This is a genomic window from Bacillota bacterium (assembly GCA_013178305.1).
Taxonomy (GTDB): domain Bacteria; phylum Bacillota; class Sulfobacillia; order JABLXB01; family JABLXB01; genus JABLXB01.
This window is the reverse complement of record JABLXB010000005.1, coordinates 53,658-79,095: the sequence shown is the minus strand read 5'-3', so window position 1 is coordinate 79,095 and position 25,438 is coordinate 53,658. Positions and strand designations below refer to the sequence as shown.

General features: G+C 61.3%; 27 protein-coding genes and 1 pseudogene. 3 read left to right on the top strand and 25 right to left on the bottom strand.

The genetic code is table 11. From position 1 onward, the window contains the following. Positions 1 to 66 precede the first annotated feature (66 nt). Both ftsY and smc read right to left on the bottom strand, forming a co-directional pair. A complete protein-coding gene (gene ftsY / locus HPY55_11275) occupies positions 67 to 972 on the bottom strand; it encodes a signal recognition particle-docking protein FtsY (GenBank protein ID NPV71203.1) in 906 nt (301 codons plus the stop codon). 80 nt (positions 973 to 1,052) lie between these two features. Continuing rightward, positions 1,053 to 4,661: a chromosome segregation protein SMC gene (gene smc / locus HPY55_11270; GenBank protein ID NPV71202.1), complete on the bottom strand. Its 3,609-nt coding sequence runs from the start codon at positions 4,659 to 4,661 to the stop codon at positions 1,053 to 1,055. Between the two features lie 202 nt (positions 4,662 to 4,863). Here smc and HPY55_11265 point away from each other — a divergent pair, with 202 nt between their 5' ends. After that, positions 4,864 to 5,466 carry a hypothetical protein gene (locus tag HPY55_11265; GenBank protein NPV71201.1) on the top strand — a complete coding sequence of 201 codons (603 nt, stop codon included), beginning with the start codon at positions 4,864 to 4,866 and terminating at the stop codon, positions 5,464 to 5,466. Here HPY55_11265 and rnc read toward each other — a convergent pair. The 12 genes from rnc to HPY55_11205 form a co-directional block, all read right to left on the bottom strand. Next, positions 5,450 to 6,139: a ribonuclease III gene (gene rnc, locus HPY55_11260; protein ID NPV71200.1), complete on the bottom strand. Its 690-nt coding sequence runs from the start codon at positions 6,137 to 6,139 to the stop codon at positions 5,450 to 5,452. The genes HPY55_11265 and rnc overlap by 17 nt on opposite strands. A gap of 73 nt (positions 6,140 to 6,212) precedes the next feature. After that, a complete protein-coding gene (gene acpP, locus HPY55_11255; GenBank protein NPV71199.1) occupies positions 6,213 to 6,449 on the bottom strand; it encodes an acyl carrier protein in 237 nt (78 codons plus the stop codon). A gap of 18 nt (positions 6,450 to 6,467) precedes the next feature. After that, positions 6,468 to 7,361: a DegV family protein gene (locus HPY55_11250; GenBank protein NPV71198.1), complete on the bottom strand. Its 894-nt coding sequence runs from the start codon at positions 7,359 to 7,361 to the stop codon at positions 6,468 to 6,470. A gap of 17 nt (positions 7,362 to 7,378) precedes the next feature. Further along, positions 7,379 to 8,383, bottom strand: a complete 1,005-nt coding sequence (gene plsX / locus HPY55_11245; protein ID NPV71197.1) for a phosphate acyltransferase PlsX — start codon at positions 8,381 to 8,383, stop codon at positions 7,379 to 7,381. Continuing rightward, complete coding sequence (fapR, locus tag HPY55_11240; protein ID NPV71196.1) at positions 8,358 to 8,975, bottom strand: transcription factor FapR; 618 nt, start codon at positions 8,973 to 8,975, stop codon at positions 8,358 to 8,360. Before fapR ends, plsX begins: the two co-directional genes overlap by 26 nt. 156 nt (positions 8,976 to 9,131) lie before the next feature. Next, a complete protein-coding gene (gene rpmF, locus HPY55_11235; GenBank protein NPV71195.1) occupies positions 9,132 to 9,314 on the bottom strand; it encodes a 50S ribosomal protein L32 in 183 nt (60 codons plus the stop codon). Next, positions 9,315 to 9,848, bottom strand: coding sequence for a DUF177 domain-containing protein (locus HPY55_11230; GenBank protein NPV71194.1), 534 nt, complete (start codon positions 9,846 to 9,848; stop codon positions 9,315 to 9,317). An 82-nt stretch (positions 9,849 to 9,930) separates the two neighbouring features. Beyond that, positions 9,931 to 10,983 (bottom strand): PDZ domain-containing protein, encoded by a 1,053-nt coding sequence (locus HPY55_11225; protein NPV71193.1) that lies wholly within the window; start codon positions 10,981 to 10,983, stop codon positions 9,931 to 9,933. A 24-nt stretch (positions 10,984 to 11,007) separates the two neighbouring features. Further along, positions 11,008 to 12,063, bottom strand: coding sequence for an L-threonine 3-dehydrogenase (tdh, locus tag HPY55_11220; protein NPV71192.1), 1,056 nt, complete (start codon positions 12,061 to 12,063; stop codon positions 11,008 to 11,010). Positions 12,064 to 12,155: 92 nt separating this feature from the next. Next, positions 12,156 to 13,079 (bottom strand): aspartate carbamoyltransferase, encoded by a 924-nt coding sequence (pyrB, locus tag HPY55_11215; GenBank protein NPV71191.1) that lies wholly within the window; start codon positions 13,077 to 13,079, stop codon positions 12,156 to 12,158. Between the two features lie 90 nt (positions 13,080 to 13,169). Beyond that, positions 13,170 to 13,970, bottom strand: coding sequence for a serine hydrolase (locus HPY55_11210; GenBank protein NPV71190.1), 801 nt, complete (start codon positions 13,968 to 13,970; stop codon positions 13,170 to 13,172). A 238-nt stretch (positions 13,971 to 14,208) separates the two neighbouring features. After that, entirely contained in the window at positions 14,209 to 14,907 is a 699-nt protein-coding gene (locus HPY55_11205) for a hypothetical protein (GenBank protein ID NPV71189.1), read from the bottom strand. A 282-nt stretch (positions 14,908 to 15,189) separates the two neighbouring features. Between HPY55_11205 and HPY55_11200 the strand changes: the two are divergent. Continuing rightward, a pseudogene (locus HPY55_11200) lies at positions 15,190 to 15,567 on the top strand (sporulation integral membrane protein YlbJ). Positions 15,568 to 15,617: 50 nt separating this feature from the next. Here the strand turns inward: HPY55_11200 and HPY55_11195 are convergent. The 3 genes from HPY55_11195 to HPY55_11185 all read right to left on the bottom strand — a co-directional run bounded on the left by HPY55_11195 (position 15,618) and on the right by HPY55_11185 (position 16,726). Next, positions 15,618 to 15,965, bottom strand: coding sequence for a nucleotidyltransferase domain-containing protein (locus HPY55_11195; protein ID NPV71188.1), 348 nt, complete (start codon positions 15,963 to 15,965; stop codon positions 15,618 to 15,620). Positions 15,966 to 16,050: 85 nt separating this feature from the next. Further along, complete coding sequence (locus HPY55_11190) at positions 16,051 to 16,497, bottom strand: type II toxin-antitoxin system VapC family toxin (protein ID NPV71187.1); 447 nt, start codon at positions 16,495 to 16,497, stop codon at positions 16,051 to 16,053. Beyond that, the gene (locus tag HPY55_11185; protein ID NPV71186.1) at positions 16,463 to 16,726 is read right to left on the bottom strand and encodes a hypothetical protein; all 264 of its coding nucleotides are present in this window, start codon (positions 16,724 to 16,726) and stop codon (positions 16,463 to 16,465) included. The genes HPY55_11190 and HPY55_11185 overlap by 35 nt, the downstream gene beginning before the upstream one ends. A gap of 613 nt (positions 16,727 to 17,339) precedes the next feature. Here HPY55_11185 and HPY55_11180 point away from each other — a divergent pair. Then, on the top strand, positions 17,340 to 17,537 hold the full coding sequence (locus HPY55_11180; protein ID NPV71185.1) for an IS3 family transposase: 198 nt from the start codon (positions 17,340 to 17,342) through the stop codon (positions 17,535 to 17,537). 330 nt (positions 17,538 to 17,867) lie between these two features. Here the strand turns inward: HPY55_11180 and HPY55_11175 are convergent, their stop codons facing one another. The 8 genes from HPY55_11175 to HPY55_11140 form a co-directional block, all read right to left on the bottom strand. Then, entirely contained in the window at positions 17,868 to 18,320 is a 453-nt protein-coding gene (locus tag HPY55_11175; protein ID NPV71184.1) for a hypothetical protein, read from the bottom strand. Positions 18,321 to 18,331: 11 nt separating this feature from the next. After that, a complete protein-coding gene (locus HPY55_11170) occupies positions 18,332 to 19,111 on the bottom strand; it encodes a hypothetical protein (protein ID NPV71183.1) in 780 nt (259 codons plus the stop codon). Next, positions 19,108 to 19,971: a 3-hydroxybutyryl-CoA dehydrogenase gene (locus tag HPY55_11165; GenBank protein NPV71182.1), complete on the bottom strand. Its 864-nt coding sequence runs from the start codon at positions 19,969 to 19,971 to the stop codon at positions 19,108 to 19,110. Before HPY55_11165 ends, HPY55_11170 begins: the two co-directional genes overlap by 4 nt. Positions 19,972 to 20,029: 58 nt before the next feature. Then, on the bottom strand, positions 20,030 to 21,214 hold the full coding sequence (locus HPY55_11160; protein ID NPV71181.1) for a thiolase family protein: 1,185 nt from the start codon (positions 21,212 to 21,214) through the stop codon (positions 20,030 to 20,032). Positions 21,215 to 21,292: 78 nt separating this feature from the next. After that, entirely contained in the window at positions 21,293 to 22,867 is a 1,575-nt protein-coding gene (locus tag HPY55_11155) for a sodium:solute symporter family protein (GenBank protein NPV71180.1), read from the bottom strand. Positions 22,868 to 22,886: 19 nt separating this feature from the next. After that, positions 22,887 to 23,033, bottom strand: a complete 147-nt coding sequence (locus HPY55_11150) for a hypothetical protein (protein NPV71179.1) — start codon at positions 23,031 to 23,033, stop codon at positions 22,887 to 22,889. Between the two features lie 65 nt (positions 23,034 to 23,098). Then, the gene (locus HPY55_11145) at positions 23,099 to 23,902 is read right to left on the bottom strand and encodes a 3-oxoacyl-ACP reductase FabG (GenBank protein ID NPV71178.1); all 804 of its coding nucleotides are present in this window, start codon (positions 23,900 to 23,902) and stop codon (positions 23,099 to 23,101) included. Between the two features lie 60 nt (positions 23,903 to 23,962). Next, on the bottom strand, positions 23,963 to 25,411 hold the full coding sequence (locus HPY55_11140) for a 4-hydroxybutyryl-CoA dehydratase (GenBank protein NPV71177.1): 1,449 nt from the start codon (positions 25,409 to 25,411) through the stop codon (positions 23,963 to 23,965). Positions 25,412 to 25,438 lie beyond the last annotated feature (27 nt).

Below are 25,438 nucleotides of genomic sequence, written 5' to 3'. Positions count from 1 at the left end.
ATCCGTCACGGAAACCGCTGTCAAGTCCCTGGCCTTTACAGCCCCGGGTGGAGCTGCGCCTTACGCTTAGAGGAGGGCGTCCGCAAACTCGGCAGCGGAGAAGGCCCTCAGGTCTTCCATGCCCTCGCCGACGCCCACGAATTTGATGGGGATCCCCACTTCCTGCGCTACTGGTATGATAATGCCGCCTTTCGCCGAGCCGTCGAGCTTGGTCAGCGCTATGCCGGTGACGCCGACCGCATCTTTAAATATCCTGGCCTGCTCGATGGCGTTTTGCCCGGTAGTGGAGTCCAGGACGAGCAGTACCTCGTGCGGGGCACCTTCGGCCGCTCTCGACAGGACGCGCCTGACTTTCTTCAGTTCCTCCATGAGGTTGGACCTGGTGTGCAGCCGCCCGGCCGTGTCGACGATCACGGTATCGAAACCCCTGGACCTGGCGGCCTGCACGGCGTCGAACGCCACCGCGGCGGGATCCCCGCCTTCCTTGTGCCTCACTATCTCGACGCCGGCACGGCCGGCCCATATCTCGAGCTGGTCTATCGCCGCAGCCCTGAACGTGTCCGCTGCGGCCAGGATCACCTGCCGTCCCTCCGATTTGAGGCGGTTGGCGAGCTTGGCTATGGTCGTCGTCTTCCCCACACCGTTTACGCCGACGACCATTATCACCGCCAGGTCCGCGGGCAAGGCCATCGACCCCTCGTACCGGGCCAGGGTTTCGCGAATTACCTCCTTGAGCGCCGGAAACAGGTCCGCCGGGGACGCAGCGCGGGCGGTTCGCAACCTGGCGCGGAGGTCCTCGACGATCTTCGTTGAAGCCCTGACGCCGGCGTCGCAGGCGATGAGCGCCTCCTCCAGCCCGTCGAACACCGCGTCATCGTCGTGAGCCACCCCGGCCGCCTCCTGAATGTGGGCGACCAGGTTCTCGCGCGTCCTTGAAAGGCCATGTTTCAGCCTGGCAAAGAACTCTCTCACGGGAAACGTCCTCCTGAAAAACCGGCGCCCGCCGCTCGGCGGGGCGCGCAGTACCAGCGCTGGAACCCCACGACGGTGGGCTAGCCGGCCTTCGCACCGGCCTTCTCGCCGGCCTTGCCGCCGGAGATCTCCCCCGTCTTCTCGACCAGTCTCACGGAGATCATCTTGGATACGCCGGGTTCCTCCATCGTGATGCCGTACAGGCGATCCGCGAGTTCCATCGTGGACTTCTGATGCGTTATCACAATGAACTGCGTGCCGCCGGAGTAGTTCTTCAGGAACTTGCCGAACCGCTCCACGTTCGCGTCGTCGAGCGACGAGTCTATCTCGTCGAGCACACAGAACGGGCTGGGCTTGACCCGCAGGATGGCGAAGAGGAGTGCGATGGCCGTCATCACCTTCTCGCCGCCCGACAGGAGGTTGAGGTTGTGAACCCTCCTGCCCGGAGGCTGAGCGGCGATCTCGACCCCCGCCTCAAGCGGGTGCACGCCCTCGGTCAGGCTGAGGTCGGCGCTGCCACCGCCGAACATCTCCTTGAACACGTCACGGAAGTTCTCCCGCACCTTCTCGAACGACTCGACGAACACCTGCGCCATTTTCTTGTCGACGTCGCGGATGATTTCCTGGAGTGATTCCCTGGCCGCCTGCATGTCGTCTATCTGGCGGCGGAGGAAGTCGTACCGCTCCTTCGTAGTCCTGTACTCCTCGATCGCACCGAGGTTGACGGTCCCCAGGGCGTCCAGGCCGGCTCGCGCCTCAGCAATGACCGGCGCGGTCTCCTCCACCGGCAACGCATCGAAACCGCCGTAATCGGCCTCCGCCACACCCCATTCGGACAGCAGCCTCCCCTTCAGGGAGTCTATCTCCATCTCGGCTCGGGCAATCTGGATGTCGCCTTCGTTCACCCTGTTTATGATGTCCTGCAGGTGCTTGCGCTTTGCGGCTGTCTCCTTCTCGGTCGCGGCGATCCTGGCCAGCGTCTCCTCACGCTGATTGACGGCGGAACTGAGGGCGCCTGCGGCCTCTTCCTTCTCACGCGCGAGTTCTTCCAACCTCTGCCTTGCGGCCGCCGAATCCTTCGAAATACCCTGCCCGGTGGATTTCAGCCTGGCGATCTCGGCCTTCTGCGCATCGCGCCGCTTCTTCGCGTCGAGGAGCTCGCGCGTGGCCCTTCCGAGTGACTCCTGGGCGTTGTTACGGGACCCCTCGATAGCGGCGACCGATACCCGCATCCGCGTGACGGACTCCATCGCCTGGTCACGCCCCTCACGCGCCTTCCTTAACTCATCCTGCATCGACGAGATGTCGCCGCGGATCTTCTCCTGCTCCGCCTCGGATGCCGCGACTTCCCCGTCAAGGTTCCGGAGTCGCGCCTCACCCTGCCGGAGCATCTCGTCAGCCCGCTCGAGTTCGGCGTCGATGCCGCGCGCCCTTTCCTCGAGCCGCGACCTCTCGGCGACCAGCCTCTCCTCTTCTTTGCCGGCCTCGGTGATTCCCGAACCGGCGCTCCATATCTGCTGCTCAAGGATTTTCATCTGCCTGCCGAGGGTCTCGCGCTCGGTGATCGTCCTCGCGAGTCTCTCGCGCATGCCGGCTATCTCCACCCCGAGCAGGGCGAGTTTCTCTCTCAGCAGCCGGATCTCGCCCGACCTGCCGAGGAGTCCCGTGGCGGCGCCGTTCTGCCCACCGCTCAGGCTCCCGCCGGGGCCGATGACGGCGCCGTCCATTGACACCACCTTGAGCCTGTAGGCAGTCCTGCGCGCCAGCAAGAGGGCGTGTTCTGCGGTGTCGGTGAAGACGATCCTGCCCAGGAGGTGGGACACCGCCGGAAGGTACCTCGCGTCGCACTCGACCATACTCATGGCCGGCCTGGCGAAACCGGCCCGCGCGACCGCGTCGCTCTCCTCAGGCGTCAACGCAGAGGGCCTCACGGAGCCCGCCGGAAGGAACGTCGCTCTGCCGAAACGCCCGCCGTTCAGATAATCGATAGCGGCGCGCGCGTCGTCCTCGCCCCTCGTGATGACGTATTGCGCCGACTCCCCCAGCGCTATCTCGAACGCGCCCTCGTATTCCCTCGGGACCTTTATAACGTCGGCCACAGCGCCCACGATCCCGGCAACCGCCGGTGTGGGGCCCTTCACCGCCTCCAGCACGGCCCGGGGGCCGGGGAGGTACCCCTCGTGCGACGCCTGCATCTCCTCGAGCAACCCTATCCGCGACTCAAGGCTGCTCACCTCGTCGCGAAGGCCCTGCGCCCGCGCCTCCATCTCAACTTTGCGAGCCTCGGTCTCCGAAATCCGCTCCCTGGCCTCGGACAGCAACGACTCACTCTCGGCCCTGGCCGCCTCCGCCGAAGACCTTCTTTCCCTTGCCGAGCGGCTCTCGTCCCCCAGCCGCTGCAGCTCGGCGGCCAGCCTGATCCGCTCCTGGGTTAGCCTCGCCTTCTCACGGGCGAGTCCCTCGGACCGCAGCCTGATCTCCGCGGCCTCATTCCTCCTGGAGCTCAGCGCGTTCAGCGCCTCGATAAGCTCGCCTTTCCGCCGCTCGAGGTCCTCCTCCGCCTTCACGGCGGCGCGGTTGAGGACACCCAGGTTGAGTTCGGCGTCTGCAAGCGCTGCCGCCTCACCGGCGAGCGCACCCGCAGCGGCGGCGGCATCAGCGGACCTCGCCTCGACCTCGGCCGCGAGGGCCTTGATCTGCTCGTCTAGAGTCGACGATTCCTTGACCAGCGACTCCATTGAGGCGCGGACGTCGTTGAGACGCTCCTGCCCCGTCTTTATCTGCTCGTCAAGCCGGCTACCCTCTATCTCGCAGGCGCTGATCCTGTCTTTCAGGGCGGTAACCGCCGCCGCGGCCTGCTGCTCGGCGGCCTTCAATTTCTCGATACACGCCTCGAGACCGAGCAGGGCTTCCTCTGCTTCCGCCCGCTTACCCTTCAGGCCCTCGATCCTTTTCATCGTAGCCTGCAGCGACATGCGCGCGCCCTGGATCTGCGTCAGGTAGACACCCACCTGCAGGGACATCAGCCGATTCCGGAGGTCGAGGTGCCTTCGCGCCTTTTCCTCCTGCTCCTTGAGCGGCCCGAGTTGCCTCTCTACCTCCTGAATGATATCACCGAGCCGGACCAGACCTTCCTCGGTCTCCTCGAGCTTGCGGATAGCCTCGCGCTTTCTGTTCCTGAACTTGACGATGCCGGCGACTTCTTCAAATATCGCGCGACGCTCCTCCGGCTTCACCAGGAGGATCTCGTCGACGCGACCCTGGGCAAGTACCGAAAACGAGTCTCTACCCACGCCCGTGTCGGCGAACCACTCGGCGATGTCCTTCAGCCGGCACGCCTTCTTGTTCACGTAGTACTCGCTCTCGCCGTCGCGAAGGACGCGCCGTGTGACGGTGACTTCGCTGAAGTCCAGTGGGAGCAGGCCGTCGGAGTTGTCGAAGGTGATGGAGACCTCGGCGATCGAGAGGGGTTTCCGCTTGTGGTTCCCTGCGAAGATAACGTCTTCCATCCGGGAGCCGCGGACCGCGCGTGCGCTCTGTTCTCCGAGCACCCAGCGTATCGCGTCCGCTACATTCGACTTGCCGCTACCGTTAGGACCGACGATGACCGCGACCCCCGGGTCGAATTCGAGATCGACCTTGTCGGGGAAGGATTTGAATCCATACATCTCGACCCGTTTCAAAAACAACCAACCAACCTGCCCTTCCACAAAAGGACCAGCCATTACTTTCTAGCAGCGGGGTCTAATTCCTTCAGTGGTCCTGGCTGGGAGGCATATACACATTTAATGTCATTAGGTTTACATATTCACAGTAAAGGTTTTGCACCCGCGTGGTTTAAGATAGGTTCCTGCAGGTCTGTCCAGGCCTAAGGCCCAAGGAGGCAGGACGTTGCTCGAACAGATCGCCCAGGTTATCAGGGAGGATCCCTCGGTAACCGTGAAGGACATAGCCCGGAAGCTCGGCTACTCCGAAGAGAAATCGGTCTACTACTGGCTCGAGAAAGGGCAGTTCAAGGGGCTGAGGGATTTTCGCCACGCGGTGCTTACCGGCCGCTTCCCGCGCGGGTCGTACATCGTCGGCGCGGGAGACCCGGCGAAGGATCCCGGGGCGACGTATCCGCTGCACGAGGTCCCGCTCATAACCTCGTTCTCCCCGGAGGGGAGACCCATACCGTCCAGCCAGAACGTATCCTCGATGGTCCCCGCGTCGCGCGACACATTCGGCTTCATCCTGGGAACCGATGAATACTCGCCGTTCCTCGTGAGGGGCGACGTGCTGCTCGTCGACCCTCCGGCCAGTGTAGGCCAGGGGGACCTGGTCCTCGTGAACAGCGAGGGGAACCCGAGGATCGTCCGGTTCTACTCGGCCGGCGGGAACCAGGTCCTGGTGCACCCCGCCCACCCGGCGGAAGCGGCCGTCCAGAGCGCCCAGGCGGTCAGGGTTATCGGGAAGGTAACCGGAGTGGTGCGGAGGTTCAATTTAACCTGCTGATCGCGTCGCGTGCAGCTTCCTGTTCGGCCCGCCGCTTGCTCTTCCCCCGCCCCCGTCCCACTGTCCGGCCGTTCGCAGCAACCTCGACCGTGAAGGTCCTGTCGTGGTCGGGCCCCTCCTCGGCGACTGTCCGGTAGGATATTTCAACACCGGGCCGGCGCGCCTGCAGCGCCTCCTGCAGGGTCGTCTTGTTGTCCGTGGGGGCGTCCCCGCCGGTGGCCGCGACGGCCATGACGTATTCCGCCACGAACCGCCGCGCGGCGTCCAGGCCACCATCCAGGTACACGGCCGCAACAACCGCCTCCATACAGCCGGCGAGTATGGAGGGCTTCCTGCGACCGCCTGTCGACTCCTCACCTCTGCCCAGCATGAGCGCTCTATCGAGGCCGAGCGCCTCTGCGCATCTCGCCAGCGAGGGTTCGCACACGATTCCCGCACGCATACGCGTCAGGTTTCCCTCGGGGAGGTCCCTGTGGGTGGAGTAAATCTCGTCACTTACCAGGAAATCCAGGACCGCGTCTCCCAGGAATTCCAGTCTCTCGTTGTCCCCTCCGGCCTCTGGCTGCTCGTTGACGTACGAGGCGTGGGTAAGCGCGGTGCTGTACAGCCGGTGGTCCCCCGGTCTCAACCCGGCTTTCTCGAGGTGGGATAACAGATCTCCAAGTCCGTTCATCGGTCCTCCGCAGTAACGGAACGAGTACGGCGTCCCGGGACTCGAAGGTCCCGCTCCGCGGGACCCTCGTTCATCAGGAGTTTTCCCTTATGTAATCCACTGCATCCCCGACAGTCACGATCCTTTCGGCGTCCTCGTCGGGGATTTCCATGTCAAACTCCTCTTCCAGCGCCATTACCAGCTCCACGATATCGAGAGAATCGGCGCCGAGATCATCGATGAAGGAGGCCTCAGGGATGACGTCTTCCTCGGCGACGCCCAGCTGCTCCACCACGATGTCCTTGACCCGGCCCAAAATGGAATCCTTCATGGCTTCTCTACCCCCCATTCAATTCACCTCCTTCGAGGGTGCGGGTGGCCAGAATCCGAGTCTTGATACATCCACTACAAAACATGCCAGGGTCCCCGGCCCCGTGTGGGTGCCGATGACCGGCCCGAGATCGGTGACTACTGTCTCGCGGATATTGTATGATGCACGAAAGCCGGATACAAGTTTTTCTGCATCCTCCCGGGCGCCGGCATGAGCAACCACTGCAACCACGCTGCTGCCCTCGGGTATGTGCTCCCTGAATATCTCTTCCAGCCTGGGGAGGACCCGCCCCCGCCCACGCACCTTGTCATACGAGCTTACGAAACCGTCGTTGTCGACGGTCAGGATAGGCTTGAACTGCAGGAGGCTTCCAAGGAGGTGCTGCGCGCGTCCGATACGACCGTTGCGGCGGAGATAGTCAAGGGTGTCGACGGCGAAGTACAGGTGGACATGTTGCCTTACCCGTTCGGCGACGTCGATGCACTCGGAAACTCCCTTGCCCTCAGCCGCGGCCCTCGCCGCAGCTATCGCCATCACCCCATAACCCATCGATGCGAGCCGCGAGTCCATGACCTCCACGTCCACTTCAGGGATCATTGACTTCGCAAGTACTGCGGACTGGTACGTCCCGCTCATGTTCTTCGAAAGGTGGATCGAGAGTATCTTCGAACCGTCTTGACCAAGCCTGCGATACACCTCGACGAACTCCCCCGGGGACGGCTGCGACGTCCTCGGGTGAACCTGTGAATCCTTGATCTTCCGGTAGAACTGCGCGGGAGTGATCTCGACGTGGTCAAGGTACACTTCGGGATCGAAATGCACCTTTAGCGGCACCATCACTATACCGTGAGACTCCCTGATATCCTGCGGTATATCCGAAGTGCTGTCCACAACGACCTTGATACCCGCCACTTTCCGTCCCTCCCCCATTATGCGGATCCCGCGAGTTCGGCAGCGAGCGCCTCGATTGCGCCGGATCGCGAGAACTCGACGGCCACCCTTATGCCGTTCATGATAGCCCTGGAGCCGGAGCTCCCGTGACACTTGATGCATGCCTTCTTGAGTCCGAGGAGCGGAGCGCCGCCATACTCCGAGTAGTCGAGGCGGCCCTTGAGTCTCCTGAACGCGGGTCTCAAGAGCGCCGCCCCCGCCTTTGACAGCAAGTCGCGCGTCACTTCCGCCTTGAGCCCGCTAAATATCATCTCGACCACGCCTTCGATCGTCTTCAGGAAGACGTTTCCGGCAAAGCCGTCGCATACAACCACATTGACCGAACCGCTCAGCACGTCGCGCGCCTCAATGTTGCCGGCGAAGTCGCTGCGGGTCTTCAGCAGCCCGTATGCCTGGCGGGCGGCCTCGTTGCCCTTGCTTTCCTCCGTCCCGATGTTGAGCAGGGCAACCCTCGCCGGCTTCCAACCCAGTACGCGTTCGACGTATGTCGCCCCCATCGCGGCGAACTGGGCCAGGTGGTCCGGCCTGACGTCGGTGTTCGCCCCCGCGTCGAGGAGGAGCACACCGCTCCCCTCCTGCGTCGGAAGCACCGTGGATATCGCTGGCCGGTCGACCCCTTCGAGTCGCCCCACGAACAGGACGCCACCCGCCATCAGCGCGCCGGTATTCCCCGCCGAAACCACCGCGGCGGCCTCACCGGCGGCGGCCATGTTCAAAGCGACGACCATCGAGCTGTCCTTTTTGCGCCGTATCGCGGCCACAGGCTGATCGCCCGCCTCTATAACTCCAGGCGCGTGGCGTATTGTAACCAGTCCGGCCCGCTGCAAGTCAGGATCGCCCATAAATTGCCTTATGCGGGCCTCGTCCCCAACGAGGCACACCCGAGCGCCCAGGGAGCGCGCCGCCTCGAAGGCGCCCCTGACAGGAGCCTCGGGGGCATTGTCGCCCCCCATCGTGTCAACGGCTACTATCGGGCGATCCATCAACACCCTCCGTGGTTCTCGCCTGGTAATGGGCAAGGACCATCTCGACGTCGTCGACGCCCGAAACCAGGAACTTGCCCCTGAACACTTGCTCCTCGCCCGATTTCGTAACGACCTGAACGACGAACTGCGGCCCCTTCGTGCGGATTACCTCGGCCTTCGCAACCAGCCGTTCTCCGACCCTCACAGGGCGCTTGAACTTGCTGTTGGCGAGCCCGGTAATGGCCGCGTCCGCATCTATGATGGCTATGGCCAGCGACTCCGCCTGCGCGAACACGTGGTGGCCGCGAACCACGCCTGTGCGCTCCAGCGCCATGTCTTCCGTGGTCTCGAGGATCGAGACTCCGCGCGTCCCCAGCTGGGCGTCGACGATCTCTCCGACGATCTCGCGCGTCCTGAGCGAGCGGACGATCCCGTGAGCCTGCTCGGCCATCAGTCGAATCCTCTGCCTGAGCTCGGGGATCCCGAGCACCAGCCTGTCGAGGCGAATCGTCTGCACGCTAACCTCGAACGCCTGCGCGAGTTCCTCATCGGTCAGGAACGGGTTCTCCTCGAGTTTCTCCTTTAACTGGTGAAGCCGCTCGGATCTCATTGGGCCACCACCGTCATACCAGTAATGCCAGCCCTTAATAGCAAGTCCTATTCCCAAGTTTAGCGGAAGCCGCTACCGTACGCAAGGCAGGACAAAATAAGGCCGCCGAACGATCTCGTTCAACGGCACTCGTCCAGCGGCGGCATCCGGTTCCCGCTATCCTTCCTTCACCTTTATGACTTCCCTGCCGTCGTAGTAGCCGCACTCCGCGCAAACGCGGTGGGGCATCCTCGGCTTGTGGCAGCGGGGGCACTCAACAAATCCCGGTGCACCGAGCTTCCAGTTAGCCCTTCGCATCGCCGTTGCCGACTTCGACTTCCGTTTCTTTGGGACCGCCATTCACGATTCACCCCCTCGGCCACGTAGCCTGGCCTGCAGCTCCTCGAGCCCCGCCAGGCGAGGATCGACCGGCCGGCGTTCGCACGAACACTCGCCCTCATTCAGATTCGCGCCGCACTGCGCGCACAACCCCTTGCACGCCTGATCGCACAAGGGCTTCATCGGAAGCGATAGTATCAAGTTCTGCCTGATCTCCTCACCAAGGTTCACGTAGTCGCCGGAATACCGGACAACGTCTTCATCGTCGTCCACGGTCTCGAGCCCGGCGCCTTCCCGAAACTCCACCTTGAACTCCGCCGATACCGGCGACGTGAACTCTTCGAGGCACCTCGAGCACCGTAGCCTGGCCACGCCTTCAACGCGCCCCTCGGCAATGATGCCCTTGCCCGCATTGGTGAGGGTGGTTTCCACCTTGACCGGCCCGTCGAACATGGCGAGGTCGCCATGTTCGGCCGCCGGCGGGACTTCGTAGACGAACGAATGCGACTCTCGCAGGCCTACTTCCCGCTTGAGTTCACCGACGTAAATCCTCAATGACGCCACCCCGCAGAACAGTCATCATTATAGTGAACGCACCCCACCGGTGTCAAGGAATGGCTGCCACGGGGCCGGTCGCCTAATGCGTTCCCGTCCGGAGCGTCCCGCCTGACCGGACCAGATATGCGACAGCATCATCCAGGCTGCCCACCGGCACCAGTTCTATCCGGCGAGCCGAGCCCCTGGCCTCCGCCAGGTTCTCGTTGGGAACGAGGAACACCTGCATGCCTGCGCGCTCGGCTGCGATCACCTTCTGTGCAACGCCGCCTACGGGCCCGACTCCGCCGCTCGGGGCTATCGTCCCCGTCCCCGCGACCCTCGCGACCGGCAGGAGGCTTCCCCCCCTGCTCAGCTGCTCCATTATCTCCAGCGTAAGCATCAGGCCGCCGGATGGGCCGCTGATGCTGCCCGTGTCGACGCTGACGTCGATGGGAACAACCGCATGCCAGTTATGAGTTTCGATTCGTACCCCCATCGCGGCCCGCTGGGGATCCTCCGGGTGGTGCCCCGTTGGCACCTTCAGGGACACCCGCTCCCCGCCCCTCATCACCTCGACCGACAGCACCTGGCCCGGCCGGTACTTCCTCATCTCGTGGAGGAGTTCGTCCGCCAGGCTGACGGGGTAATCCTCCACCTTGACTATCACGTCGTCCCTGGCGAGGACCCCCTCCGCCGCGCTCGATGGCAGTACCTCGACTACCCTGACCCCGGTACCCGAAAGCCGCGCATCGAAGCCCATCTTCTTGAGGGCGACGACCTTGGCTGTCTCCTGGCTCTCCCTCATCATCCGGCGGCTCTCCTCGAAGTACTGCCTCTCGTCAGTGCCAGGCGGTATTACCTGGTCCTTCGGCCTCAACCGGCTCGCGGGGTCCAGCAGTCCATAGGCGTGAGCAACGGCGTTGGCCTTCCTCGTCGAAACGGTGACGATGTAGAAGTCCCCACCCCGGGCCGGCGCGGCGTCCTTCACCTTCACCGCATCCCTCAGCCCGCGGACCTCCCCCGGGGACACCAGATAGTACCCCGTGGGTATGTAGAGAAGCGTCCATGCCACGAACAAGGCGCCCACAGCGTAGGCGCCGTACCTGCGTAGCGTCGCCCCGAGGCGGCGCTCGAAACCCCGCGAAAAAGGCATTCGAACGGACTCCTTGGATTCCGGTTAGCGTGCTGCCAGGCTACCCGCAGAACGCCCAGGGTACAGGATTACCTTCCCGCACTCTCCCTTGATCATTAGCCTGAACGCGATGTCGTAATCGTCGATCGAGAACCGGTGAGTGATTACCGGCGCCACGTCCACCACGTGCCCGATGAGGGCGGACGTCTTGTACCAGGTATCGAAAAGCCGCCTGCCGGTGATCCCGTCAACCCTGAGCCCCTTGAACACAACGTCCCTGGTCAAATCCAGCGCCACGGCCCCCGGGGGTATCCCCAGCAAAGCCACCCTGCCCCCGTTCCTTGCCAGGGAGAGCCCGGCACGGAGGGCGTCAGGGTTCCCGCTCATCTCGAGCACCACATCTGCGCCGAGCCCACCGGTCAGATCCCTGACAGCATCCTCCCAGGGCTGTGTTCGGGAATTAAACACGTGGTCCGCACCCATTCGCCTGGCGAGCTCAAGCCGGTACGGGTTGACGTCGACCCCGACCACGACCGATGCGCCACACCGCTTGGCTATAGCAACAGAGAAGACCCCGATGGCTCCGCACCCGGTGACCAGGACGCTCTGCCCCGCCACCTCACCAGCCAGCGTCGCCATCACCGCGTTGCCGAACGGGTCCTGGACGGATGCGTGCTCGGGCGGCATCTCGCGGGGATTCACCCACACGCTGCCGGCGGGGACCCTGGCGTACTCTGCGAAGCAACCGTCCACGTCCACGCCGAGGATCCTGTAATCTCTACAAACGTGGGCCTGCCCGGTCCTGCACATGTAGCACATCCCGCACGTCTGGTGGGAGTCGAACGACACATAGTCGCCCGCTTTCACGCCCATGACGCCAGGGCCCGCAGCCACGACGAAGCCCGCTCCTTCGTGGCCGATTACCCTCGGCGGGACGATCCGGGACCGGGACCAGTCATCCCAGGAATAGATGTGGGTGTCTGTGCCGCAAATCGAGCAGGCTTCCAGCCGGACCAGCACCTCGCCCGGACCCACATCCGGAACCGAAACCTCGGCGATCTCGAGTCCGGGGGCGGCTCTCATCTTGACCAGGGCCTTCATCTTGTCGGACAAGTCAATCCCCCCGGCGGTGGCCGATCAGAATACTTAGAAATCTATCCCCTGTTCTTTCGTCACCGCCAGGCCTTCTCCTGCTAAACCCCGCCAGTCACGAGCGCCAGCAACGCCATCCTTATGGGCAGGCCGTTGTGCGCCTGCCTGAAATATGCTGCGCCCTCGTAGTCATCGAGGTCGGTAGCAATTTCGTCCACCCTTGGCAGCGGGTGCATTACCGTAATGCCCTTCCTGGCTTTCGAGATCATTGCCCTGTCGACGATGTATGACCCCTTCACCCGTTCGTATTCCGAGGGGTCCTGGAATCTCTCGCGCTGGACCCTGGTGACGTAAACAATGTCGCTCTCGGCAAGCGCCGCGATGACGTCGCCCGTCTCCGTTATGTTTGCGCCCTTGCCGCGCAGTTCAGAGGTGATTTCGGCCGGCATCGTGAGTTCCGGGGGGCTGGCGAATATCATGTGGTTTCCATACAGCGCCATAAAGTAGGACAGCGAGTGCACGGTCCGCCCGTTCTTCAGGTCTCCGAGGAGAGTGATCGTGAGGCCGTTGAGGCGGCCCTTTTCCCTCACGATGGTGTACAGGTCGAGCAGGGCCTGTGTGGGATGCTGTCCCGTCCCGTCTCCCGCGTTGATGACAGGGTGGACGGCGTTGTCGGCCGCTATCTGCGCCGATCCCTTCTGCGGGTGCCTCTGGACGATGACGTCGGCGTATCCGTCCACGGTGCGGATCGTGTCCGCCACGGACTCCCCTTTTGCCATCGACGACCCGCTTGCTTCGGACACCGATATCACCCTCGCCGACAGCCTGTGCGCGGCCGTCTCAAAGGACAATCTCGTCCGGGTGCTGGGCTCGAAGAACAGTGACGCGACTACGTGGTCTTCCAGGTTCCTCAGCGACTTCCGCGCCTTGAGGTCGCGCTCGAACTTCTCCGCGGTCGACAAGATCAGGTCGAGCTCACCGGTGTTGAACTGCCTGGTAGTCAGAATGTCTTTGCCTGTAAGCACTCCATTCTCCCCTCCCGGGCCGTAGTGTCGTCCCCGTCGCGCTACGTTCGCCGGAGGGGTCGCCTAACCCTGCACCGCCGGTGAAGCAGCCTACCGGCAGAAAGCGTAGGCCTGCTCCTGGTAGTCAAAAACCATCCTCGAGATCTCCGCGATCTTCCTGAAACCGGCCTCCACGTCGCGCTGGCCCTCGGACAGGACGCTCAGGATGTAGGGGTGGCGCGAGAAGACTATTCCGACGTCGTCGGCGACGCCCGTTATGTCCCCCTCCTTGTGAGCCACCTGGAGTCCGCGTGGCAGTAGTAGCGGAAGCCCCGTGTCGAATATCGTGAACGACAGGTCGTCGATGACCCTGCACCCCAGTTCCGGGCATTCGCGCGCAAGGCGCAGCACCTCACACAGGTATATGGTCATGTCGCGCGCTGTGGTCGGCGCTTCTCCCTCCCATCTCGGGGATGAGGCCCCCAGGGCCGCCATGAAGGCCACGATGTTGCCGGGGCCAAAGTGCCTCACAAGCATCGCCTTCGCCACGTTGTCGCTCAGCGTGATCACCAGGTTCGTCAGCAGCCTGAGCGAGTACGTACTCCCGGGGCGCGCGAAGAACTGCATGGCTCCGGCGCCCCCACGGTAGTCCGTTCCGGGCTGGTATTCTACCCGGTCCCTCCAGTCGGCGAGACCGCGCCTGATAAGGTAGTTTACGTAGAGCACTATCGGGACCTTGACGGTGCTGGCCTGGGGCACCGGACGGTCCGGGTTCACCCCAAACCCCATGCCGCTCCCGAGGTCCAGAAACATGATCCCGTACGACGCGGGGTCCCCGGAAAGGTATGACTCCACCTGTGCGCGGAGTGGCTCATAGCCGGGGTGAAAGCCCGGTGAGGCGCACCAGTCCATTCAAATCACCTCACGGAAACAACACCCGCGGATGCAGGCGCCTGTGGTTCAGCGTATGCGGGGCTCCCTGCGGGTGTTCGGCCGGGGCGTCTCTCCACAGCGATCTCGCCCTCGCCGCAATGATCGACGCGTACAGAAGGGATGTGCTGAAGGCATACGCTGGCCGGAGGGAGGGAGGCGCGCGCCGGGAGGGCGGCTCGAGCCGCCCTCGGGGTCCCATAACTCGCGAACAAACCCGCTATACGAGTAGAGCCTTGAGACTGAGAGCGACGAGCCCGCGTGCGCACACTACGGGCAGCCCCGTGCGTTCACGGACATTCCGAGCTTCCGCTTCCGTGTAACCCATGCAGTCCATGACGATCCCGCCAACGTGTGAGGCCGGTCTGCCGCCAAGGGCCTCGAACACACGGATGGCCGCGGATGATTCGTCTTCGCACATCGGTTGGTGTATTACGATGGGCTTGACCCCCCGCCTCCCCCATCGCTCCCGCGCCCATTCTTGCTGCTCTGCGAGTGGAACGCACACGGCGACTGGCTGACCCGCCCAAACCGAGGATGCAAATGCGAGGAGGATCTCTCCGGGGAATAACACGACCGGCCCAGGTTCATGCCCGGTCGACACCCGAACTACTGACGGATCGAAATCGCCGGTACACGCGACCAGGATCACGCCGCAGCCATCCGCGGCCAGGGACCTCACAGCGGCCGGAAGCCCGGAGCTGACAAGGCGGTGAGAGACCTCCACGGGGGTCCCATCCTTCAGCCTAACGGCCAGGTGGAACCCGCCCTCCTCCACGCTTGCGTGTATTTCGTCAATGGAGGCGGCATCAAGCGCCCCCGCCTGCACGACCTCGATACCAAAAACGTACCTTTCCATCATCTCGTTGTAGTCCGGCTGGGGTGACTGGCCGGCGACCACGATTCCGAGTCTCTTCATACGGCACCACCTGTCTGGAATGGCCCAGGATTCAGCCAGCTTTCTACGCGTGCCCCCAACCTCCTCCCCCCCCGGACGCGCACGTACTACCTCCCGCCACGCCCAAATATAATTCTTAACGCTGGACGTCCCGGCGCGAGCGACCAGCCCATCCCTTCTCCGGAGGCGAACACGATGCCCCCCGTCTCACCTGCGACTTTGACAACTCTTGTAGCCTTTCTCGTTGTGTTCGCCTGGGCGCTCGGCGCTCGGAAGAGGTTCGGGGCCACCGCCTCAGGGGAACTGTTCAGCTACTTGATCGCCCTGTTCGCGGTGTTCATCACTGTGTCCATGGTGATATATCCGGACGCCGCTTTCCAGTCCGCGGTGGACGGCCTCAAGATCTGGTGGGATATCGTGTTCCCCGCCCTCCTCCCGTTCTTCATCGGGTCCCAGATCCTGATGGGCCTGGGCGTCGTACACTTCATGGGGGTGCTCATGGAGCCGCTCATGAGGCCGCTGTTCAATCTGCCGGGGGTGGGTTCTTTCGTCCTGGCGATGGGCCTGGCGTCCGGCTACCCGCTCGGGGCGATCCTCACGGCGAAGCTCCGCGCCGACAGGCTCTGTTCGAGGACAGAGGCCGAGCGCCTCATGTCCACTGCGAATACGGCAGATCCCGTGTTAACGCGGTTAACTAGGAGCGAATGCGGGGCGATTCCGGGGAAGAGCCGTCATGTCTCCGGCTGGAACTGCACAACCTCGGGTTGGCTCAGTAGGTGGCCCAGAAAGGAAGCCTTCCTGTCCTTCTTCGCCTCGAATTCCTCAGGTGAATAGGCAAGAGCTTCTATGGGCTCCAGTACCTCGGCAAGGGCATCTCCGAGAACCTCCCAGCGCTTCCACGCCGGCATCCCCGAGAACGCCGATGACACGAGGATGAGGTCTATGTCACTCTCGGGCCTCGCGTCACCCCTTGCGCGGGAGCCGAAGAGGTATACCTTCTCCGCAGGGATGCCATGGCGCCTGAGGGCCGCAATGTAAGCGCTCACCACGGCTGTCACTCGGCCTGCTTCTTCAGGCATTCGACGAGGTCCCTCACCTTCTTCAGATACTCGCGCACTACACTTGGGGGTATTCCTGCGGAGCCATGCTGAGGCTTAGTCTGGTCTATTCTGCAGAAGGCCCAAACGGATTGTGGATGCGTAGGCCGTGGCGCTGAAGATGCTTGAAATCCTCCACATTCCGAGTCACCAGAGTGGCAGACGTCATAAGGGCTGTAGCTGCAACTAGAGCATCAGGAAGCTTCATCTTTCGGTGGTATAGTCTTCTGCTCAATGCTCTTAACTCGGCCGCCTTGAGGGCTGTCTCGGAATCGACATCAATTATGTCACCCATGCTGAGCAGCTTCCTCAAATCCGTCTTGTCGTCTTCAGTTAATAGAGGCGAAGAAAACAGCTCGGCTTCGACGATCACAGAGTACAGCACTTCGGATTCAGTAGACTCAATTGCCTCCATGAAATCGACCGCTTCAGGTATACCCTGCATTGTGGCGATTACGATATTCGTATCAACGACATACTTATTCAAGGCTTGTCCCTGGCCGGTCATCTTCATCCTCTCTGATTCTGAGAAGATCTTCAACGAGGTCACGGCGGTTCATCCACTTACCAGCAACAGACCTGACTATTCCTTCCGCTCTTGGAAGAGTTACGGTCCTGATGATGATTCTATCTACAGCCGGGATAATCTCAACCAAATCACCGGGTTGGATTCTAGACGCCTTCAACACCTCTCCAATCGCGATCCGGCCGTCCGGTTCAACTCTTTTCCTGACTGGTACCACCGCCATTTCCTCCCAAGTGAAGTCGTCCACTTCACTATCCAGATTTTATCATACAACCTGGAAAGAACCTTGTCACATTGCCCCTTCAAGTATCCAGTTTCCATTATAACCTAAAAGGATATCCTGGTGTTCTTCTCTCCCACGTCGTTGAAAGGAAGTCTGGCCATACCATGGAAATCCGAGATACCAGGGCTGAAGCCCAGATAATACCCCGCTCAACCGGTGCCGGGTGACGCTGGAGAGTGTTGTCATTGTTTCAGTACGATCGGTAGCACCAGGAAACTTGGCATCCGGCTTTCCATGGCGGGAACTCAGCACCGTCAAATGCCGCTGAATATATGAGTCCACCACACAGATATCATCAATAGCCGAAGATCTAAGTGTACTGAGGGCTAGGGGTCCACCAGGGAAAGCGAACGTCGAAACGTTGCTAACCAAAGGCATTGGAGGACCACGGGCAACCGTCCAGATCCTGCGCCGGACCCCCATGTTCATGTTCGTTGAGCGAGAGAAGGCCTATCACCATGTCGCCACAATGTGTCGTGTACTGGGCGTCTCCACCAGCGGATACTACGATTGGCGAAAGCGAAAAGTGTCGGCCAGGGCGCGCCCGTTGGATAACACGGTGGCGGAAAGCTTCTTCGCCACGCTACAGACGGAATTGCATGATAGAGGCGTCTGGCGGACGTGCCGCGGGCTTCAGTCAGCGATCTTCGAATACATCGAGGCTTTCTATAACCGCCGCCGGCGGCATTCGGCTCTGGGGTATCTCACCCCACTCGAGTTCGAAGGGAGGTGGCGCGCCGGGTAGAAACAAGCTGAACCTCCTCGAACTGGCCAAGCGCCAGTATGAGGAGAAGAATTGACAAAGACTCGGCGACTCGGCCAGATGCGCTTCCCGCGCGTGACGGAATGAGAAAGACAATGGACCCAATATACCATCCGTTCGTCTGCATCGCCGACTCTAGTCTCGAACCACGCGGCTTCTACAGGGAGGCCACCCCTTCCTCGCATCCAGGGACTGGTCAGCCTGACTAAATGCTACTCTGCCACCCGTGAGGCTTGGCGAACCGCCGGATGCGGACCTGCATGTCCGGTGGTGCGAGAGGACGGGCGCTAGCCGCCCCCTCCCTATCGATGTTCACGGTTTCTGTTCGAGTTCCCGGAACGCATTCGTTACAAAGGCGGCCGCACGGTCGGACCTGTACCGGATCTTCACTCCCTGCTCAACCAGGACAGAGGGGGCCGTGTCGCTTTTAACCTCCGTGACTTCGATTGCCACCATAGCCAGTGCTTCGCTCGACGCCATCCTGTCAGCCGTTATCGTAGCCCTCCCCTTTACCGAGAATGCCACGTCCCCCTCGCCCATGAATGAGGCGCTCACCCATGGGTTCATGCGTATGTTCCGCAAGGTATCGTGGATCCTGCCTATGCCCATCAGGAGCGTGCGCTCGTTTGGCGCAGTCACTATGTGGATCGGGGCGGTATTCGGTCTACCATCCTCTCCCACGGTGGCAAGGGTGCACGTCGCGGTCTTCGTCTTGATCAGGTGGACCAGTGATTCGGGTAGCGGTGGATCCAGGCTCTGTGACACGGGATCGGTCCCTACTTTCCAGTGAAGACTGGTTTCCTCTTTGATGTGAAAGCATCGAGCCCCTCGCGACTGTCTTGAGTCGTGAAAGCAAGGCCGAACAAACGGGTCTCCGCAGTCATCCCCGCGTCAAGGCTGGCGGCGGCATGTATCGCGGCCTTGCACAGGGACAGTGCCACGGGGCTTTTCCGCAGCAAAGACGCGGCAAGGTCAGCTACCGCGCTGGCAAAATGTTCCTGAGGCACTACCTGGTCCACAAGGCCCACTCCAAGAGCTTGTTCGGCGGAAATCAGCTCTCCAAGGAGTATGAGCCTCTTGGCCCGGGAGAACCCCACCAGGCGCTGCAGCCGCTGGGTTCCGCCCCAGCCCGGGAGAAGGCCGAGGTTTACTTCGGGAAGGCCGAGGCGGGCTGTGGCGGCGGCGATCCTGAAGTCACAGCTCAACGCGAATTCAAGACCCCCGCCAGCGGCTATACCGTTGATGGCTGCTATCGTAGGCTTCGGGAGCCGCTCAATCATATCAAACACGTCCTTGCCTTCCTCGGCTACCTTCAGAGCCTCCAGGGGATCGGCCAGGGCGAGCTCCGATATGTCGGCTCCAGCCACGAACGCCCTGGTTCCCGCCCCAGTCAGCACGACTACTCGGATGGCCTCGTTCGCTTTGACCAGGTTCATGGCTTGCTTGAGCTCGACGAGCATTGCCCTGTTGAGAGCATTGAGTGCAGCTGGTCGCTGGACTGTAATAGTGCCTACTCCACCATCAATGGCAAGGGTGATGTTTTCAAGGCTACTCATGGTCTTTCACCGCCGTAGGTGTAGAATCCCTGGCCTGTTTTCCTTCCGAGCAGCCCCGCTCTCACCATCTTCCTGAGCAGAGGGCATGGCCTGTACTTGGGGTCGCCCAACTCGGTATGCAGTGTTTCCATAACGGCCAGGCACACGTCTATCCCGATGAGATCGGCAAGAGCCAGTGGTCCGATGGGGTGATTGGCTCCCAGCTTCATACCGGCGTCGATGTCGTGCGCGTTCGCCAGGCCCTCGGCGTATACGAATGCGGCCTCGTTGATCAAGGGAACCAGAAGCCTGTTCACCACAAATCCCGGGTGCTCCTTCACCTGGATCGGGGTCTTGCCCATCTTGTTTGCGACGTCAACGGCTATCTTGACTGTGTCATCGGAGGTCTTGGCGCCCCTGATCACCTCGACCAGTTTCATTACCTGAACCGGGTTGAAGAAATGCATCCCAACGAATCGTTCGGGCTTCATCATGCAGGCAGCCATCTCCGATACGCTCAGGGCCGAGGTGTTTGTGGCGAAGAACGCCTCCGACCGGGCCAAGGGCGTAAGTTCGGACAACAGTTTCTTCTTCACGGGCAGTGATTCGTACACCGCTTCTATGACAAGATCCGCCTTTGCTGCTTCGGCGATGTTTGGAGCAACCTGCAGGCGCTGCATAGTAGCAGCCACTGCGTCCGGTGTTGTCTTCCCCTTCTCGACCGCCTTCTTCAAATTCTTTTCTATCGTGCGGTAGCCGCGCTCACTGAGCTCAGGGGTCGCATCGACGATGCTCACGTCAAAGCCACTCTCAGCCGCCACCTGAGCGATCCCGCTGCCCATGGTTCCCGCGCCGATAACGGCGATCCTCTTGACCTCCACAATCCCTCTCCTCCTGGCTAATTGTTGATGTTGTGAGACCTCATACACCACGCGGGGTTTACACGCGCTCCAGTATCGTCGCTATCCCCTGGCCGCCCCCAATGCACAGTGTTACCAGAGCATATTGCTTCTTCGCGGCCCTGAGCCAGTAGATGGTCTTAACCGCGAGGATGGCCCCTGTCGCTCCGACCGGATGGCCGAGGGCAATAGCGCCGCCGTTCGGGTTCACCTTCGACCGGTCCCAATTGAGGCCTCTTTCGATTGCCAGGCATACCGCTGCAAACGCCTCGTTGGCCTCGATCAAGTCCATTTGACCGAGGGCGAGGTTCGCCTTCTTCAGGGCGAGTTTTGTCGCGGGGACCGGACCGTAGCCCATGTAGGCTGGCTCGACGCCGGCGACTGCCATCGAGCGGATGACGGCCATGGGTTTCACCCCAAGTGTCGCTGCCTTTGAGGCTTCCATCAGTACCACTGCAGCCGCCCCGTCGTTTATTCCCGAGGCGTTGCCTGCGGTGACCGTGCCGCCATTCTTGAACACTGGCTTCATGGCCGAGAGCTGCTCGATAGTGGTGTCTGGTTTTGGGTGCTCATCGACCTTGAGCTCCACCGTCGTTCTATCCCTGCGCGGTACCGGAACAGCCACCGTTTCCTCGACGAAACGCCCTGCGCTGAGGGCTTCCGCCGCTTTCCGCTGGCTTTCCAGAGCGAACATGTCCTGTTCCTCGCGCGTGATCCCGTACCTTTCAGCAAGGTTTTCCGCGGTCATTCCCATTATGATGTTGCCGGCATCGGGATCGGACAGGACTGCGGTCAGGGAGTCAATAATCTGGCCGTGCCCCATCCTGTAGCCGAACCTGGCCGACTTCAGAAGGTATGGAGCACGGCTCATGCTCTCTGTGCCGCCGGCGACCACGATATCGGCATCCCCAGCCATGATCGTGTAGGCGCCTGTGTTGATCGCCTGCAATGCTGAACCGCACAGCCTGTTCACCGTCATTGCCGGAACCCTGTCGGGAAGGCCGGCTCGCAGCCCAACTGTCCTGGCCACGTTGGACGCTTCGTCGATTGTCTGGATGCAGTTCCCGAAGACGAGCTCGTCGACCTGGTCAGGATCCAGGCCTGCCCTTGCGATTACTTTCTTTACCACGAGGCTACCTAGCTCATGGGCTGGGACATCTTTGAGTTGTCCACCAAACGTACCAATTGGAGTCCTGACCCCTGAAACGATCACTACCTCGCGCATTCTTGAATGACCTCCTGGATATCCGCTGATCAGGCGAACGGGCGGGCGGCCGTCTCCGGACCGCCCCGCCCCCTGCATTTAGAACCACAGCCGGTACAGGCCAATGATGACGAACGCAAGGCCTGTTGCAGCGATCCCGGCCACGATCATGAACACCCTATCGGAGGGCTCCCTGAGAAGCGTCGGCTCCTTCGGCCAGAGCACCGGCTTGAGGCTCTTCCAGCGCTCTTCCTCTTCAGGCGTTTTCCGGGTAGCGTACGACAGGCTGATGAGAAGCGCAAAGCCGATGAGTACCCCCCATATGGTAGGGTGCGGCTGGAACCACTTGTACTTGGTCCACGTGTACACCGCGAACACGGATACCGGCACGCTGATCCAGAGCGCGATCTCCACCGCTTTGGCTGTCAACCTGTCCCAGAATATCCCCAGGGCAAGGGCTGGGAAGTAGCCAAACGAGAACACCATGCCCGTGATGGTCCCGGCGATGACGAGCAGCCACGGCTTCTGAAACGCGATTATCGCCGTGGCTATGGCGATGAGCACGAGCCCTATCCTGGTGATGGCGATGATCTGCTGGTCCGTTGCTCTGGGGTTGATGAGTTTCTGGTAGAGATCCCGAGCGAGGCCCTGGGAACAGGTCATGTACTGGGCGTTCGCTGTCGTGGTTCCCGCCATGAATGCCCCCATCAGGTACAGGCATCCCAGCAACGGAGGGGCCACCTTTATCGCCGCGTGCACGGCCAGGTAATCCGGTTTGACTGTGCCCGGCTTCACAAGGCTCACGAGCGCCACGAACCCGAGGTAAAGGAAGAACGTGAGGGTGGTCCCCGAGATGAGCGTGCCTATGGCGCCTTTGTAGATCTGTTTAGTATCCTTCACGATGAAGGACTTGGCGATGAGGTGCGGGGACGCGCCCAGGATGATGACCCACGACAGGATGTTGCCCAGTTGCTGGGCTGTAGTCGCGCCGGACTTGCCAAGGAGCGTCCAATACGCGGCGCCGTGAAGGTTTGCGGCACCGGTTATCGCGGCGTGGAGTCCTCCCGCCATTCTCACCATGTAGATCGGCCAGAGGATGCCCGCCAGCATGAACGCCGTGAAGCCAAATGCGTCTATGACGACGACGGACCACTGGCCGCTGATAAAGATACAGACCATCACGACGAGGAGGTAGAGCACTACCGCTGTCTTATAGCTCAGTCCGAACATCTGCTCGAAGATGATCGCTCCGCCGGTTACCTGCAGGACGATGTAGAAATAGGTCCCGACGATGAGGGCCAGTACGGCCGCAATTCTAACCCTCTTTGAGCAAAACCTGTCCTGGAAGAAGTCGGGAATGGTCAGGTATCCTGCGCGCCTTAAGCTAGGGCCGAGTACGAAGGTAAAGAAAACGATGCCAGTGACGCTACCCATGAACCACGACTCGATAGAGAACGGACCCCACCCCGCCCAGACGAGGCCCGCCCCGCCCAACAGAGTCCACATGCTCATCCATGCCGCAGTTGTAGTGCAGGTGAATAGTACCCAGTTTGCCGTCCTGCCCATCACATAATAGTCGGACAGACCCTTTACGTACTTCTTTACGATCCAGCTCAACACGAAAGACATGACTATTGTGAGACCGATTGCGAACGGGTAGTACCATGCAGCCATGTTTTCTTCAACCTCCTATCTACCCCTTAGGTCTCCACACGCAATTCGGGTCATCGGTTCCCTTGGTCCTAAGCAGGATCGCGAACATGATGATCGTCAGGTACGTGATGCCACAGAAGAATAGCGGGCTGAAGAACGCCCAGAAACCGGGAAGGTTGTCGGCCACCTGCTGTCACTCCTTTCCTTGTGTGAATCATCGTGTGATTCGCAGGCGGGACTGCGGCCGTAACCCTAGAGGGTCAGCCACCCGCCATCAACGAAGATGGTCTGCCCCGTAACGTAGCTCGACGCCTCCGACGCAAGATAGATAACGGCCCCTGCGATTTCCTGTGGCTTGGCGAATCGTGCCATCGGCGTTTTGCGTATGAGATCCTCGTAGATTCTTGGAGCGGATTCCCTGATGGCGAGGGTCATGTCGGTTTCGACGTAGGCAGGCCCAATGGCGTTGACCCTGATCCCGTATCTCACCCAATCAACCGCCATCACTTTGGTAATGCCGAAGATGCCGTGTTTTGCCGCGCAATACGCAACCAGCCTTGGGAGAGCGACTGTTCCTCCGACAGAGGAGATGTTGACTATTGATCCCCCTCTCTTCTGGGATATCATCAGCCTGGCCACCTCGGTACTGCAAAGGAAGATTCCCGTCAGGTTCGTGCGAAGCACCTCATTCCATTCCTCCACGGTCATCTTCTCAGCGGACTTGAGGTAAGGGCTGATTCCAGCGCAGTTGACCAGCACATCCACCGTGCCGAAGCGATCCGCGGTGGTTGCCACGAGGCGGGTGACATCCGACGGGTCACCCACGTCCGTAGATATGCCAAGAGATCCCCCGCCCCCGGTCCCAATCTCGCCGGCTACCCTCTCCGCGTCAGCCAGGGTGCGGCTGGTGACAACAACCCTCGCTCCTGCGCTGCCAAGGGCGAGGCTGATAGCCCTGCCGATGCCACGCGTGCCGCCGGTTACTATGGCAACCTTGTTTCTGAGGCTGAACATGTCCAGGCTCATGTACTCACGTATCCCTCCTACGGAATTCACGCGGGACTTCCATCTGTGCCGCCAGGGCGACGAGAAAAGATCCGCCGCCCGCACAGGGTCTCAGGGCTCTGCTGGTTGCCGGATGCCGGCCAACGCTTCGGCGAGCTTCTTCTTAAAATCCAGGTTTGACTGCCTGAGGATCATGATCCGCTGCGCCTGTGGTGATCCCGCTCCGTGCATGGATTCGGCCAGTGCCGTGCCACCCGTCATGTTCTCGATCAGGCGGGCCATGCGGAACCGCTGCTCCGTGGGGATGTGCGCGGCTCCCCTGAAATACTTCTCGACGTACTTGCCGACCTCAGGGCTTCTGAGGTCCTGCTCCGATGGGAGGGTGGCTATGAAACCGCCAGCTATGTCGTGGGCTAGCCTGCAGATCTCGTAGATATACCGTGTGATGTTCTGCTTTACGGTGTTGGCGAGCAACGCATCCACGAAGTACGCTCCGGACGGGGTCCTCTGGCCTTCGCACGAGCATGCGATGGACCCGCCGTACAGGGTTTCGGCGAGGTGGCACATCTCAACGATCTTGTCTTTGACGTGAGAAGCTTTTGCGGCTCCGTTATACTCGGCGATTGCAGCGGTGGCGCCGATGATCACATCGCTGACGCCCACCTTGCAGCCGCCGTAGTTTTGCCGGTGGTAGGAGGCGAAGCGCTCCACCAGGAGCCCTGCGAACTGGTATTCACCGCACATGAATACCCGTTCCCAGGGGACGAACACGTCGTTGAGCACGGTCAGGGCCTCGCCGCCGACGATCCCGAACTTGGCATTACCCTGGTCGACGGTTCCTTCCATCTTCCTCGAATCGTTGGTCTGGCGACCGAAGATGTGTATTACCCCGGGCGCATCAACGGGAAGAGCGAACGCCACGGCGTAATCCCTGTCCGCCTCGCCGAGGGCGATGGTCGGCATGCAGATAAATTCGTGAGAGTTTACGATTCCCGTCTGGTGTGCTTTTGCCCCGCGAACCACGATACCGTCCGCGCGCTTCTCCACCACGTGGACGAAGAGATCCGGATCAGGCTGTTGACTCGGTGACAGCGACCGGTCGCCCTTTGGGTCAGTCATGGACCCTGCGCACATCAGGTCCTCGTCCTGCACCGTCCTCAAGTACTTGAGAAAACGCTCATGATACCTCGTGCCCAGCTTTTCGTCCATTTCGTATGTGACCGTGTACAGCGCATTGAGGGCGTCGAATCCCACACACCTCTGGAAGCATGTGCCGGTTCTCTGCCCGATCATCCGAAGCATCTTGACCTTGTTAATGAGGTCCTGGGTGCTCTGGTGAATGTGAGTGAACCGGTTGATTTTCTTGCCGGTGAGGTGCGAGGTCACGGTCATCAGGTCTTCATGTTCGGGTTTGAACGCGAGGTGGTGGGTCATCGCAGCTGCACTTACATGGGGTCTTACTAGCGGATGATCGATTAGGTTCTCGAGGCGCTTGCCAAATGCATAAACAACCGGTTCAAGCTTCTTGAGGCTCTCAACATACTGCTGTGCAGTCTTCATTCTGATTAACCCCCCTAAACATGCTGT

Coding starts and splice junctions, on each gene's coding strand:
- rnc (NPV71200.1), bottom strand. CDS start 6,139: ATGAACGGACTTGGAGATCTGTTATCCCACCTCGAGAAAGCCGGGTTG.
- acpP (NPV71199.1), bottom strand. CDS start 6,449: ATGAAGGATTCCATTTTGGGCCGGGTCAAGGACATCGTGGTGGAGCAG.
- plsX (NPV71197.1), bottom strand. CDS start 8,383: ATGGATCGCCCGATAGTAGCCGTTGACACGATGGGGGGCGACAATGCC.
- fapR (NPV71196.1), bottom strand. CDS start 8,975: ATGAGATCCGAGCGGCTTCACCAGTTAAAGGAGAAACTCGAGGAGAAC.
- rpmF (NPV71195.1), bottom strand. CDS start 9,314: ATGGCGGTCCCAAAGAAACGGAAGTCGAAGTCGGCAACGGCGATGCGA.
- HPY55_11225 (NPV71193.1), bottom strand. CDS start 10,983: ATGCCTTTTTCGCGGGGTTTCGAGCGCCGCCTCGGGGCGACGCTACGC.
- tdh (NPV71192.1), bottom strand. CDS start 12,063: ATGAAGGCCCTGGTCAAGATGAGAGCCGCCCCCGGACTCGAGATCGCC.
- HPY55_11210 (NPV71190.1), bottom strand. CDS start 13,970: ATGGACTGGTGCGCCTCACCGGGCTTTCACCCCGGCTATGAGCCACTC.
- HPY55_11205 (NPV71189.1), bottom strand. CDS start 14,907: ATGAAGAGACTCGGAATCGTGGTCGCCGGCCAGTCACCCCAGCCGGAC.
- HPY55_11195 (NPV71188.1), bottom strand. CDS start 15,965: ATGCCTGAAGAAGCAGGCCGAGTGACAGCCGTGGTGAGCGCTTACATT.
- HPY55_11190 (NPV71187.1), bottom strand. CDS start 16,497: ATGAAGATGACCGGCCAGGGACAAGCCTTGAATAAGTATGTCGTTGAT.
- HPY55_11170 (NPV71183.1), bottom strand. CDS start 19,111: ATGAGTAGCCTTGAAAACATCACCCTTGCCATTGATGGTGGAGTAGGC.
- HPY55_11160 (NPV71181.1), bottom strand. CDS start 21,214: ATGCGCGAGGTAGTGATCGTTTCAGGGGTCAGGACTCCAATTGGTACG.
- HPY55_11155 (NPV71180.1), bottom strand. CDS start 22,867: ATGGCTGCATGGTACTACCCGTTCGCAATCGGTCTCACAATAGTCATG.
- HPY55_11140 (NPV71177.1), bottom strand. CDS start 25,411: ATGAAGACTGCACAGCAGTATGTTGAGAGCCTCAAGAAGCTTGAACCG.